The organism is Nonomuraea sp. NPDC004186, assembly GCF_053603495.1.
The window spans coordinates 1-12,633 of the sequence record NZ_JBSGFQ010000056.1; the positions used below are offsets into that span (position 1 = coordinate 1).

Sequence of the window (12,633 nt, forward strand, 5' to 3'; positions counted from 1 at the left end):
GGTGGTGGTCGAGAGCTGGCCGTTGATGTAGATGCGCAGCTCGCCGGCCAGCGCGTCGTAGACGCCGGCGACGTGCGTCCACTCCAGCGGGTTGGGGATGGCATCGGAGCGGGTGCGTACGAGGGCGGCGGTGTCGGTGTCGGCGGCCCTCATGCCGAGGGTCCACCGCTGCTGCTCCTTGTCGAAGCCGAGCTGGAACCCGGCCGCCCGGCTGCCCGGCTGGGCCACGGCGGCGGTGTCGGTGGTGGGCAGGTAGTCGAGCTGGACCCAGGCGGCCACGGTGAAGCTCGACCTGGTGCCGACGGCGGGGCCGGTGGTCTGGGCGTAGCCGTTGACTCCGTCGAGCGCGAGCGCGCCGTCCAGCCAGCCGGACGTCCACGACGCGCCCCCGGCCAGCGTCGCGGCCGTGGAGCGGCCGGAGGACTCCGCGGCGGAGGTGCCCGACTCCTCGTCCAGCTTCCAGTGGCCGACCAGCGTGGCGGCGCTGTTGACCAGGTCGGCGATCTCGTCGGCGAACATGGCCCGGCCGTAGACGCGGACCTCGTCCACGTCGCCCGGCCAGGACTCCGCCGCGGCGCCGTTGACCTTGCCGCGGCCGATGGTGAGCGGCCCGGCGGCGTTCCACGGCTGGGTGAAGGCGACCTCGGACTCCAGCTTGCCGTTGACGTAGAGCGAGATCTGGCCCGCGGCGGAGTCGTAGACGCCGGTCAGGTGGGTCCACTCGTTCAGCCTGGGTGCGGCGGCCGACAGGGCCTTGACCGTCGCGGCGCCGTCGGCGTCGGAGCCCGCGCGGACCAGCGCCCAGCGGTCGTCGGGCTTCGAGTACTGGAGCGTGAAGCCGCCGGTCCTGGCGCCTTCCTGGGTGACGACGGTGGCGGTCGCGGCGTTGCCGGTCAGGCGGGCCCAGGCGGTGACGGTGAAGTTGCGGCCGGTGTCGGTGATCGGGCCGGAGGTCTGGGCGTAGGCGTTGGCCAGCTTCAGCCCCATGCCCGTCTTACCGGTCGTCCACGTGGCCCCGTACAGCGTCGCGGGGTGGGCGTTCGCGGCGTCGGCGGCCACGGTGCCCTGGCCTTCGTCCAGTTTCCAGTGGCCGCTGGGCGCGCGGCCGGAGTTGACGTTGAAGACGTAGGTGCGGATCGGGCCGAGCTGGCCCGCGCGGTCCTTGCTGCGTACCGACAGGACGTTGGGGCCGTCGTGGCGCGGGGTGAGCGCGATCGTGGCCGTGCCGTCGGCGGCGGGCGCGACCTCGGACTTCGGCGTGGTGTCCAGCCCGTAGACGTAGGCGGCCACGTCGGTGACGCCGTTGGGATCGAACGTGAACGTGCCGGCCAGGCCGACGCCGTCGTTCCAGCCTTCCTCGGCGTACTGGGGCGAGGTCACGACCGGCTCCCTGCCGGGCGCGGTGGCGTCCACGGTGGCCTCGCACCAGGGGCTCCAGGCGCTGTTGGCCTTGCCGTCCTCGGCCCGGACGCGCCAGCGGATCAGCGCGCCGTCCGCGTACAGGCTGACCGGGATCGTCGCGTAGTAGGCGGAGCCGGACGAACCCGTCGCGGTGACGTACTCGCCGGTCTTCGTCCCGGCGGCGTTGTACCACTCGAAGCGGCCCTTGACCGAGTTGTCGGTGTCCTTGAGCTTGGCCCACAGCTTGGGCGTGGCCGTGCTGATGACCGGCCGCCCGTCACCGGAGACGCAGGGGCCGCCCGGGTCCGACCAGGCGTCGGCGGCCACCGGGTCGGTCGGGATCGAGTTGTACTCGATGACGGCGACCGGGTTGTTCTTGAACTTCTTCCAGGCGTACAGGTCGGTCTCGCTGGTGGCATAGAGACCGATGGTCATGGTGTTCCACTTCTTGGCGGCGGCGTCGGCGGCCCACGACGTGACGTCGAACTCCACACCGCCGGGCGCGCAGGACCCTGTGCCATAGCCCTTGGCCACGTTCACCGTGGAGAGCAACCTGGTCTTCGCCGGCGGGTTCTTCCAGGTGGTGCTCTTGCTGATCGCGCCGGTCCCCCAGGCCTCCACCTTGCGGGCGCTGCAGGAGTACGACCACGTCTCGTACGTGCGCAGCGTGGCCTTGATGATCTGCTTGCCGTGGATGGTCGCGCCGGTGGCCATCTGGAAGAACGAGCGGTTCGTCTGGGTGGAGCTGATGTGACCGACGCGGGCGACGTCGCTGGAGTTGAGGTAGTTCGAGTCGGGCCAGTTGCTCCAGACCGCCGTCCACGAGCCGCGGGCGGCCGAGAAGTACGGGTCCAGGTAGACGGGGAACTCGGTCTTCGGGTCCTCCATCATCTTCCGGTCCGGCCTGAGCAGCAGCTTCCTGCCCGACAGCGCCACGCCCATCTTGGCCTGCTTGGCCTCCGGGGAGCGACCCTCCTTGAGCGCCTGCGGGCTCGTGATCCCCTGGGAGTCCCACATCGTCGGGGTGGGCGCGATGAAGATCGTGCCGCCGCCCTCGTCCACGGCCTCCAGGTTGCCCGCCTTGTCCGACTTCAGCGCCAAGCCGTTGACGGAGAGGGGGTAGGAGAGCTCGGTCAGGCCCGCAGCAGCGGCCCGGGACTTGACCACCAGGATGTGGGAGAAGCCGTCCACGTCCGCGGTGACCTGGAGGTCCACGCCCGGCATGACCTCGGGGTAGGTGGCGGTGTCGCCGTTCAGCGTGGGCTTGGGCAGGGTGCCCTGCCAGCCCAGCTCCAGGGTCTTGGCGCCGCGCGCCAGGCGGGCCAGCGGGCCGGTGCCGCCGCCGGAGAACGTCAGGCCGGCCGCCGCGGCGACCGGCTCGACCGCGCCGTCCGGGCGCAGGCGGAGGGTGGTGTCCACCGGGACCCAGCCGTCGGCCTTGCGCACGCGGACCGGGCGGACGTACTGCTCCAGGGTGAACGTGCCGTCGGGCTTGGCCCAGACCTGGCGGGTCTCGCTGCGCTGTGTTTCCACCTCGACGGGCTTGCCGGTGCTGCGGGCGAGGGTGAGCGCGGAGTCCTCGGGTGGTTGGACGGTCTGCGGTGGTTCCACTGTCTTCGCCGCAACGGCGGGCACCGGATCAGGCACCGCCAAGATCGTGAAAGCTAACGCCGCCGCAACCAACCCACGAACTGCCCGCATACGTCCTCACCCATGGTGAGCAGGGGTTACGCGCGAGAAGGCATACCCGCCCGGCGTCTCCACGATCTTCGGTTGACGATCGGATTTTCACTCTGACAACACGAGAGGTCTAGAGTTTTGCTCATTCTGCTCAAATTTCCTTCATAAACCTGATTTGTCCGGAAATTTCCGTCATGGCACATCAGACGTCCGTGGGCAGCGGCGACGCGGCCGGGTTGACCCGCTTGACGATCTCGTTCAGCACGATGCGGACGTACGGCTCCCCCACCCACAGGTGCTTGGCCCCGTCCACCCCGATGACCTCCGCCTGCGGCACTCTCGCGAACCTCGCGCGGGCCTCCTCGGGCCGCAGGTAGTCGTCGAACTCGGGCACCAGCACCGTCAGGGGCCGGCCGAACCGCGCCCATGCGTCCAGGTCGTGGTCGGTGGCCCGGTGCAGCGGGGGCGAGAGCAGGATCGCGCCCTCCACCAGCGGGTCGTGCGCCCACTTCAGCGTCAGCTCCGTGCCGAACGACCAGCCGACCACCCACACCTGGGGCAGGTCGTGGTACTCGGCGTACTCCAGCGCCGCCGCCACGTCGAACCGCTCGCCCTCTCCCCCGTCGAACGTCCCCTCCGAGGTGCCGCGCTCGGAGGACGTGCCCCGGGTGTTGAAGCGCAGCACGGCCAGGTCGGCGAGGGCGGGCAGCCGGTTGGCGGCCTTCTTGTAGACGTGGCTGTCCATGAACCCGCCGTGGGTGGGCAGCGGGTGCAGCGTCACCAGCGTCGCGACGGGGGGACGGTCGAGGGGCAGTGCCAGCTCGCCGACCAGGGTCAGGCCGTCGCCCGTCTCCAGCTCGATCGGCTCGCGCCGGGCGGGCAGCACGGTGGCCGCGCGAATCTCCACTTCGGGGGTTCCCTTCAATAACGGGTGCGGCCGGGGCCGCGGTCGAGTCTCTTGCGCCAGCAGGCGGTGTGCCAGTGACGGCGCTCCTCGTCGCCTCCCGGCCAGTTGGGCCAGGCGACGAGGTGCGACTGGCCGCTGCGGATCTCCTGGTCGCAGCCAGGACATCGGTAGTCCTTGGTCGAGGAGGCACCGGTGAGCATGCGCACCTTCCACTCGCCGTCGGGCCATTCCTCCACTTTGTCCAGCCCGGTCGGGAAGCCGAAGGGACGGGAGGACTCCCTGCGGCGGGCGCGGCGTGGGCTCATGGACGCGGGAATCGGCTGACGCCGGCGGTGACGAGCTGGTCGAGCAGAGGGGCGGGCGCGAAGGCGGGCTCGCGGTATTCGGCGTAGAGGGCTCTCAGCCCGTCGCGGACCTTCGCCAGGCCCAGCGACTCCAGCATCTCGAACGGCCCGGCGGGATAGCCGCAGCCCAGGCGCATGGCCGCGTCGATGTCGTCGATCGAGGCGTACCCGGAGTCGTGCATCCGCACGGCGTCGTTGAGGTAGGGGAACAGCAGGGCGTCGACCACGAACCCCGCCCGGTCCTTGCACGGCACCGGCGTCAGCCCGGCGATCTTCACCAGGTCCCTGGCGGCGCTCGCGGCCTCCTCCGAGGTCAGCACCGTGGAGGCGAGCTCGGCCACCTGGTCGCCGGCGAGGTGCACGCCGACCATCCTGGCGGGGTCGGGGAGGCGTACGGCGTGCTCGATCACGGGACGGTCGGCCAGGCGCAGCACGACGTCGGGGTCCTCGGACTCCTTGAACCCGGCCGCCCGCAGCCGCTCCGCCAGCCCGTCGCCGCCGGCCCCGGCCACGCCGAACGTGCCCGGCCTCGACCTCGCCGGCTCCTCCTGCGGCGAGTCGCCGTAGAAGCCCCGGCCCGACTTGCGGCCCAGCAGCCCGGCCGTGACCAGCTCGCGCAGCAGCGGCGCGGGCGCGTGCCGCCGGTCGCGCGTCTCGTCGAACAGCACCTCCATCACCCCGTACGCGGTGTCGAGGCCGATCAGGTCGAGCAGCGTGAACGGCCCCATCGGCAGCCCCACACCCAGCTTCATCGCGGCGTCGATGTCGTCGCGCCCGGCCACGCCAAGCTCCATGAGCACCGCGGCCTGGTTGAGGTAGGGCAGGAGCAGCCGGTTGACCACGAACCCGGCCCGGTCGCCCACCGGCACGGCCGTCTTGCCCAGCCTGCCCGCCAGCGCCGCGACGTCCGCCACGAGGCCGGGCGCGGTCACCACCGTCCCCACGACCTCGACCAGCTTCATCACCGGCGCCGGGTTGAAGAAGTGCATCCCCACGACCTGCCCCGGGCGACCGGTGGCGGCGGCGATGGCGGTGACGGACAGCGAGGAGGAGTTGGTGGCCAGGACGGTCCCGGGCTCGCAGATCCGGTCGAGGTCCTTGAACAGCGCGATCTTGTAGTCGAGGATCTCGGGGATCGCCTCCACCACCAGATCGACGTCCCGCAGGTCCTCGCGCGAGGTGGTCAGCGTGATGCGGCCGAGGATCTCGTCGCGCTGCCCGGGGGGCAGCTTTCCCTTGTCGACAGCCTTGCCGGTGGAGCGCTCGAGATGCCCGCGACCCCTGGCCAGCGCCTCGGCGTCGGCCTCGACCCCGATCACGCGCAGGCCGGCCCGCGCGAACACCTCGGCGATCCCGGCTCCCATCGTGCCGAGCCCGACCACTCCCACCCGTTCGAACGCCATGCGTCCAGTTTTCCAGAGCCGCTAAGGTGGGGCGTCATGCGGCTGGTCATCGCGCGATGCAGCGTGGATTACATCGGACGGCTCACGGCGCACCTCCCCATGGCGCCCCGACTCGTGTTGATCAAGGCGGACGGGAGCGTGAGCATTCACGCCGACGACCGCGCCTTCAAGCCGCTCAACTGGATGAACCCGCCGTGCAAGCTCAAGGAGGACGACGGCACCTGGACCGTCACCCACGGCAAGACCGGCGAGAAGCTGGTCCTGACGATGGAGGAGATCCTCCACGACTCCAGCCACGAGCTGGGCGTCGATCCCGGGCTGATCAAGGACGGCGTGGAGGCTCACCTGCAGGAGCTGCTCGCCGAGCACATCACGACGCTGGGGGACGGCTACTCGCTGATCCGGCGCGAGTACATGACGGCGATCGGGCCGGTGGACATCCTGTGCCGGGACGCCCTGGGGGCGACCGTGGCGGTGGAGATCAAGCGGCGGGGGGAGATCGACGGCGTCGAGCAGCTCACACGCTATCTGGAGCTGCTCAACCGCGACCCGCTGCTGGCGCCCGTGCGCGGCGTCTTCGCGGCACAGGAGATCAAGCCGCAGGCGCGCGTGCTCGCCACCGACCGCGGCATCGACTGCGTCACCCTCGACTACGACGGGCTGCGCGGCATCGAGCCGGAAAATCCGACCCTGTTCTAGCGCCGAACTCATCCCCCGGCGCCTTCCGCAAGCACGGCTACACCTGGCTGGAGGACGATCCGCACGACGCGGCTTCCGGGTGTGGCGGCCGGACGAGCCGGACCTGCCCGCGGCCGCCAACGCCGTGCTGCGGGCGCGGGAGCTCATAGGTCGTGAACAGAACCCGCGCAGCCCCCCACGGTTGAAATAGAGGGCTTTGGAATAGCGCCACATATTCACACGAATGGGGCCCGGCCCGCCAATTCCCCGGCGCACGTCCCGCCGCGGCGAGACAGCACTCTGCGCGATCGCACCGCTGCGGAGAGCTCCCTAGTAAGCGATGGCTTACCCGACTATCGTGAGGTCATGACGACGCTCACGTTCGACTCGCTCAACCCGGCGACCGGTGAGGTCGTCGGCACCCATCCCCGGCAGGGCCCCGACGCCGTACACACGGCCGTGGGCCGCGCGGCCGAGGCGGCGGCCTGGTGGGCCGGGCTCGGCCACGCCGCGCGCAGGCAGCGGCTGCTCGACTACAAGGCCGTCCTCACCCGGCAGCTGAGAGAGCTGAGCGGGCTCGTGCACGAGGAGACCGGCAAGCCGGTGGGCGACGCGACGCTGGAGATCGTGCTGGCGATCACCCACCTCGACTGGGCCGCCCGCAACGCCCGCAAGGTGTTGGGCCGCCGCCGGGTGAGCACCGGCATGATCGGCCTCAACCTGGCCGCCACGCTCGAATACCTCCCTCTCGGCGTGGTCGGGGTGATCGGCCCGTGGAACTACCCGGTCTTCACCCCCATGGGCTCCATCGCCTACGCCCTCGCCGCGGGCAACGCCGTGGTGTTCAAGCCCAGCGAGCTCACCCCGGGCATCGGCGTGCGGCTGGCCGAGCTGTTCGCCGAGTCGGTGCCCGAGCATCCGGTGTTCCAGGCCGTGACCGGGCTGGGCGAGACCGGGGCCGGGCTGGCCGCCGATCCGAGGGTCGGGAAGGTGGCGTTCACCGGCTCGACCGCCACCGCCAAGCGGGTCATGGCGGCCTGCGCCGAGAACCTGACGCCCATCGTGGCCGAGTGCGGCGGCAAGGACGCGTTCATCGTGGACGCCGACGCCGACCTCGCCAGGGCCGCCGACGCCTGCCTGTGGGGCGCGATGTCCAACGCCGGCCAGACCTGCGTGGGCGTCGAACGCGTCTACGTCGTCGACGCCGTCTATGAAAGTTTCATGCGCGAGCTGTCCGGCCGGGTGACAAAGGTGAGGGCCGGCGAGGACTACGGCCCGATCACGATGCCGGGCCAGGTGGACATCATCCGGCGCCACATCGACGACGCCACCAAGTCCGGAAAAATCGTGACCGGTGGCTCCGACTCCGTCCGCGCCCCCTACGTGGAGCCCGTGATCGTCGAGGACGTGCCGGAGGACTCCCCCGCGGTGCGCGAGGAGACGTTCGGCCCGACGATCACCGTCCGCCGCACCCGCGACGCCCAGGAGGCCCTGGAGCTGGCCAACGCCTCCGCGTACGGCCTGGGCGGGACGGTCTTCTCCGGGAACACGCGCAGGGCGATGGAGCTCGCCCGCAGGATGCGTTCCGGGATGACCGCCATCAATTCGGTCATCTCATTCGCCGGAGTGCCTGCGCTGCCCTTCGGCGGAGTGGGAGACTCGGGGTTCGGACGGATCCACGGGGCCGACGGTCTACGCGAGTTCGCCAGGCCCAAAGCGATCTCCCGCCAGCGCTTCGCGATGCCGGGGATGAACCTGACCTCGTTCACCCGAGGGCCCTCCGAGCTTGAGCGGCTGATCAGGCTCGTGACCTTCTTGCATGGGCGACGTAAAAGATAATCTTCTTACCCTTTCCCAAAACGGATCATCCGTCCATAATTGTGTGCTCTGGGGGCCACGATCATGTTGGACGGGTGGAATGTGAACCGGTCTTACCGGGGAATGTCAGCTGAGCAAAGGCTGGCAGACAGACGGGAGCGGCTGATGACGGCCGCCTACACGCTATACGCGAAGCCGGGGTTCACGGCGACGACCATCGAAAGGCTGTGCTCGGAGGCGCGGATCTCCAACCGCGCCTTCTACGAATGTTTCGGTGGGCGCGAGGAACTCCTCCAGGCGCTGCACGAGCGCTGCGTGGAAGAAAGCCTGGCCGTGGTGGCCAAAGCGGTCCAGGAGGCGCCGAAGACACTTGACGATCGAGTCAAGGCGGGGATTCGCGCCTATATCGAGTTCACCACGGCGGACTGGCGGCGGGCCCGCATCATGCATGTTGAGGTTCGCCGATCAGGAGATGTCCTGACACTGTCACGTCAACGCGCGGTGGACGCGTTCGCGCGGCTGGTCGAGGAGGCGTCGGCCGATTTCCCCCACGCTGCGGGGCTGAATCGGCGGCTGGTGGCACTCGGAGTAATTGGAGCGCTACAAGAGTTACTCATCGAGTGGCTGCACTCGGACGAGCAGCCGCCGATCGACGAACTCGCCGACGTGGCCGTGCACATCTTCATCCGCAGCCTCGGCACACCGTGACCATTCGCCGGCCATTCATAATGGACGGCCCGGAATCACCATTTTGCGGCACACAATAAAAGAGCGGGCAACGGCTGATCGTTGCCCGCTCTCGATATGTCACATCAGGCCACCGCGGCCGCGGGAACCTCCATGTGCAGCACCCGATTCAGCCGGGTCACCGCGAGTATCCGCATGATCCGCGGGGGCACCCCCCGAAGAACGAGGCGGCGCTGCACGCTGAGCGCGCGCCGATGCGAGCCCACCAGCACTCCGAGGCCGGTCGCGTCGATCATCTCCAGCCGGGAGAGATCCAGGATCAGGTCGCCTTCACCGGAATCGAGAGCCTCGTGCAGGCGCTCCCGCACACCGGCCGACGTGCCGGCGTCGAGTCTGGCGCCGATCCGCACCACCTGGGCACTCGGATTGCCCCGGACGCGCATGCCACCTCCTCAATCACACACGGTGTAGTCACCTCCGCACGCGGAGCGTTCAGAGAGGTGAACCCGTGTTCTCTCCCCTACCCACCCAGCGGAAGTGACACGACTGCGTTCAGGAGGAACTCTCCGCTTTCCGTCGGATGGGCACTCAGCTTCCCGCCCACGGCGGCCAGGCGCTCCCCCATGCCCGTCAGCCCGCTCCCGAGGTCGGCGGCCCGCCGCCGCTGCACCCCGTCGTTGCGGACGCTCAGCTCCGCCTCCTGCGCCGTGAAGCGGATCGAGATGTCGCAGAACGTCGCGGTGCTGTGCTTGAGCACGTTGGTCACCGCCTCGCGGACCGCGTACGCGAACACCGGCGCGACTCCGTCGGGCAGCTCCCGGTAGGGCAGGTGCACCTCGCAGCGGACCCCGGCCGCTTCGAGCACGCTTTTCACGCTGTTCAGCTCGGCGGCCAGGTCAAGCTCGCGGTAGCCGCGCACGGCCTGCCGCAGCTCCCTGAGTGCCTTCCTGGTCAGCGCGTTGACCTCGGTCATCTCGGCCCTGGCCGCGTCGGCGTCCACGTCCGACAGCCGTACGGCCAGCTCGGTCTTGACGGCGATGGCGGACAGCTGGTGGCCGACCAGGTCGTGCAGGTCCCTGGCGAAGCGCAACCGCTCCTCGGCCAGCGCCAGCCGCGTGTGCGCCTCGCGGCCCTCGTGAGCCTGTACGGCGAGCGACCAGATCCACATCCACATCCGGTTGGACGGCGGCATGATCGCGCACCAGATGGCGTACATGACCATGTAGATGACCAGCGCCTGACCGATGCTCAGCTCCGAGCCCATGCTGGCCGCCCCGAGCGCCAGGGCCGGCACACCGATCCCGACGCCTGCCGCCCACGTGCCGGCGGCCAGCAGGTAGACCGTGCGCCTGGGGACCTGGAGCGTGGCCAGGCCCAGCCAGCAGACGAGCACGAAGCCCCAGCCGAACGGCTCGCCCCCGCCCAGCGCCGCCGCGACCACGGCGAAGACCCCCGCCAGCACCACCTCACGGGTGGGGTAACGGCGGTCCAGCGCCGCGCTGATGATGCGCGGGCAGAGCCAGGTGAAACAGATCAGGGCGATCACAGCGGGCACGGCCCGCCACCACTGGAGCCTCCCCTCCCCGAAGGCGACCACCGAGGCCATGATGACCAGCAGCCACACCGCGACGAAGTTCGAGAGGAGCACTTTCCAGGTGAGGCGCCGCGCCCGCTTGATCGCGTCCATCTAGCCCGCGCGCAGCACGTCGGCGAGCTTGAGCCGGGCCCCCGTCCGGAGCACGGCGCGCTCGTAGATCTTGGCGCCGAAGCCCAGGACCGCGAGCACGGCCAGCGCCATGGCCCCCATCGACAGCGCGACCTGCCACATCGGCACCTCGGTCGCCGCCATCCGCACCGGCATGATCATGGCGGAGAACGGCGGTATGTACGACAGGACCGTGGCCAGCGTGCCCGTCGGGTCGTTGGTGGCGTAGAAGGCCACGAAGTACGTGACCATGATGAGCATGGTCAGCGGCGTCATCACGCTGCTCACCTCCTCCTGGCGCGAGACCAGCGAGGCGAGGGCGGCCGCCAGCGTGGCGAAGAAGGCGTACCCGAGCACGAACCACACCAGCACGCCCACCACCAGCCCCGGGAGCCCGGGCGGGAAGTCGGAGGCGATCCCGGAGGCCGCGGACGCGGCCAGGCCGACGGCCAGGATCGTCACCAGGTTGATCAGGCCGAGCACGCCCAGCCCGATGATCTTGCCGCCGAGCAGCTGCCACGGCCGGATCGTGGAGAGCAGGATCTCCACGATCCTGCTGCCCTTCTCCTCCACCACGCCCATGGCCACCATCATGACCTGACCCATGAGCAGCATGAAGAGCACGAGGACGAGAACCACGGCGATCCCGGCGCGGGCCGACTCGTAGCGGGTGTCGGCGCCGACGGACTCCATCTTCAGCGGCGGGATCGACATGCCCGCGGCGCCCAGCTTCACCTCGCGGTTGACGCTCTGCAGGAGCACGCCGAGCTGGCTGTCGATCTCGCCGTCCGTGAGCACCCGGGTGCCGTCGACCAGCACCGCGTCCACGTCCCCGTCGAGCACGGCCTTCTTGGCGGCGGCCTCGTCGGGGAAGCTGCGCCACTCGACCTGCGCGTCCGGCGCGGCGGCCTTCAGCGGGAGCTGCTGGGAGTTGACGGTGCCGAGCGTGTACTCGTCCGGCCCGCCGAGGATCTTGGGTGCGAAGGTCACCGCCGCCACCAGCACGGCCGTGATGAGCAGGCCGATCGCGAACGCCTTGGTCCGCACCTGCGTGGTGATCTCCCGCCGGGCGACCAGCATCAGTCCGTTCACGCCACGGCCTCCTTGAAGATCTCGGTGAGGGTCGGCTGCTCGACCCCGAAGTGCTCGACGTGCCCCGCCTTCATCGCGCGGCGCAGGATCTCCTGGTCGTCGCCGTCCGTGGTGTGCAGGACGTGCCTGTCGCCGTTCACGGTGACCGTGCCCGGCAGGCCGTCCGCCCAGCCGGGGGACGGGTCGCGGACGACCACGCGCAGCGTGTCGCCCTCGGCCGCCCGCAGGTCGGACACCGTGCCGGTGGCCACCATGCGACCGGCCGAGACGATGCCCACCGAGTCGCACAGCCGCTCGACCAGCTCCAGCTGGTGGCTGGAGAAGATCACCGGCACGCCGCCCCGGCAGCGCTCCTGCAGCGCCGTGGCCAGCGCGTCCACCGCGATCGGGTCCAGCCCCGAGAACGGCTCGTCCAGCACCAGCACCTCGGGGTCGTGCACCAGCGCCACCGCGAGCTGCACGCGCTGCTGGTTGCCCAGCGAGAGCGCCTGCACCGCGTCGCCCCTGCGCTCGGTGAGCCCGAGCCGCTCCAGCAGGTCGTCGGTGGCCTGCTTCGCGGCCGGCGCGCTCAGACCGTGCAGACGGCCGAAATACTCGATCTGCTCGGCGACCCGCATCTTCTGGTACAGCCCCCGCTCCTCCGGCATGTAGCCGAAGCGCCGCCGGTCGTCGTAGCCGAGCGGCCTGCCCTGCCAGCTCACCGAGCCCGAGTCGGCCTGGAGCACGCCCATCACGATGCGCATGGTCGTCGTCTTGCCGGCGCCGTTCGCGCCCACGAAGCCGAACATCTCGCCAGGCCGTACGGTGAAGCTGATGCCGTCCAGTGCGACCTTCCCGCCGGGGGACTCGGGGCCGCCCGCGAAGCGCTTGCGCAGCTCGCTGATCTCGAGCATCAGGTCATCTCCTTCGTCATGGGTA

11 protein-coding genes are annotated in these 12,633 nt (G+C 70.1%); 3 read left to right on the forward strand and 8 right to left on the reverse strand.

Annotated features, from left to right (window positions below):
* The 4 genes from ACWEPL_RS36655 to ACWEPL_RS36670 all read right to left on the reverse strand — a co-directional run.
* Positions 1 to 3,048, reverse strand: a 3,048-nt coding sequence (locus tag ACWEPL_RS36655) for a LamG-like jellyroll fold domain-containing protein (protein ID WP_452438894.1), incomplete at its 3' end; no start/stop codon positions are given.
* Positions 3,049 to 3,283: 235 nt separating this feature from the next.
* The gene (locus tag ACWEPL_RS36660) at positions 3,284 to 3,988 is read right to left on the reverse strand and encodes an alpha/beta hydrolase (protein WP_350730048.1); all 705 of its coding nucleotides are present in this window, start codon (positions 3,986 to 3,988) and stop codon (positions 3,284 to 3,286) included.
* A gap of 14 nt (positions 3,989 to 4,002) precedes the next feature.
* Entirely contained in the window at positions 4,003 to 4,293 is a 291-nt protein-coding gene (locus ACWEPL_RS36665) for an ATP/GTP-binding protein (RefSeq protein ID WP_319720101.1), read from the reverse strand.
* Positions 4,290 to 5,735: a 3-hydroxyacyl-CoA dehydrogenase gene (locus ACWEPL_RS36670; RefSeq protein WP_363962800.1), complete on the reverse strand. Its 1,446-nt coding sequence runs from the start codon at positions 5,733 to 5,735 to the stop codon at positions 4,290 to 4,292. Before ACWEPL_RS36670 ends, ACWEPL_RS36665 begins: the two co-directional genes overlap by 4 nt.
* A gap of 36 nt (positions 5,736 to 5,771) precedes the next feature.
* On the opposite strand from ACWEPL_RS36670, the gene nucS reads away from it, so the two are divergent.
* The 3 genes from nucS (at position 5,772) to ACWEPL_RS36685 (ending at position 8,939) form a co-directional block, all read left to right on the forward strand.
* Positions 5,772 to 6,434 carry an endonuclease NucS gene (gene nucS, locus ACWEPL_RS36675; protein WP_350730045.1) on the forward strand — a complete coding sequence of 221 codons (663 nt, stop codon included), beginning with the start codon at positions 5,772 to 5,774 and terminating at the stop codon, positions 6,432 to 6,434.
* A gap of 345 nt (positions 6,435 to 6,779) precedes the next feature.
* Positions 6,780 to 8,252: an aldehyde dehydrogenase family protein gene (locus ACWEPL_RS36680; protein ID WP_452438895.1), complete on the forward strand. Its 1,473-nt coding sequence runs from the start codon at positions 6,780 to 6,782 to the stop codon at positions 8,250 to 8,252.
* A gap of 144 nt (positions 8,253 to 8,396) precedes the next feature.
* The gene (locus ACWEPL_RS36685; RefSeq protein ID WP_363962798.1) at positions 8,397 to 8,939 is read left to right on the forward strand and encodes a TetR/AcrR family transcriptional regulator; all 543 of its coding nucleotides are present in this window, start codon (positions 8,397 to 8,399) and stop codon (positions 8,937 to 8,939) included.
* Positions 8,940 to 9,043: 104 nt separating this feature from the next.
* Here ACWEPL_RS36685 and ACWEPL_RS36690 read toward each other — a convergent pair whose 3' ends face one another.
* The 4 genes from ACWEPL_RS36690 to ACWEPL_RS36705 form a co-directional block, all read right to left on the reverse strand.
* The gene (locus ACWEPL_RS36690) at positions 9,044 to 9,361 is read right to left on the reverse strand and encodes an STAS domain-containing protein (RefSeq protein ID WP_350730039.1); all 318 of its coding nucleotides are present in this window, start codon (positions 9,359 to 9,361) and stop codon (positions 9,044 to 9,046) included.
* A gap of 77 nt (positions 9,362 to 9,438) precedes the next feature.
* Positions 9,439 to 10,605, reverse strand: a complete 1,167-nt coding sequence (locus tag ACWEPL_RS36695) for a sensor histidine kinase (RefSeq protein WP_452438896.1) — start codon at positions 10,603 to 10,605, stop codon at positions 9,439 to 9,441.
* On the reverse strand, positions 10,606 to 11,715 hold the full coding sequence (locus ACWEPL_RS36700; RefSeq protein ID WP_363962796.1) for an ABC transporter permease: 1,110 nt from the start codon (positions 11,713 to 11,715) through the stop codon (positions 10,606 to 10,608). It abuts the gene before it with no gap.
* Complete coding sequence (locus tag ACWEPL_RS36705) at positions 11,712 to 12,608, reverse strand: ABC transporter ATP-binding protein (protein WP_452438897.1); 897 nt, start codon at positions 12,606 to 12,608, stop codon at positions 11,712 to 11,714. Before ACWEPL_RS36705 ends, ACWEPL_RS36700 begins: the two co-directional genes overlap by 4 nt.
* Between the last annotated feature and the right edge of the window lie 25 nt (positions 12,609 to 12,633).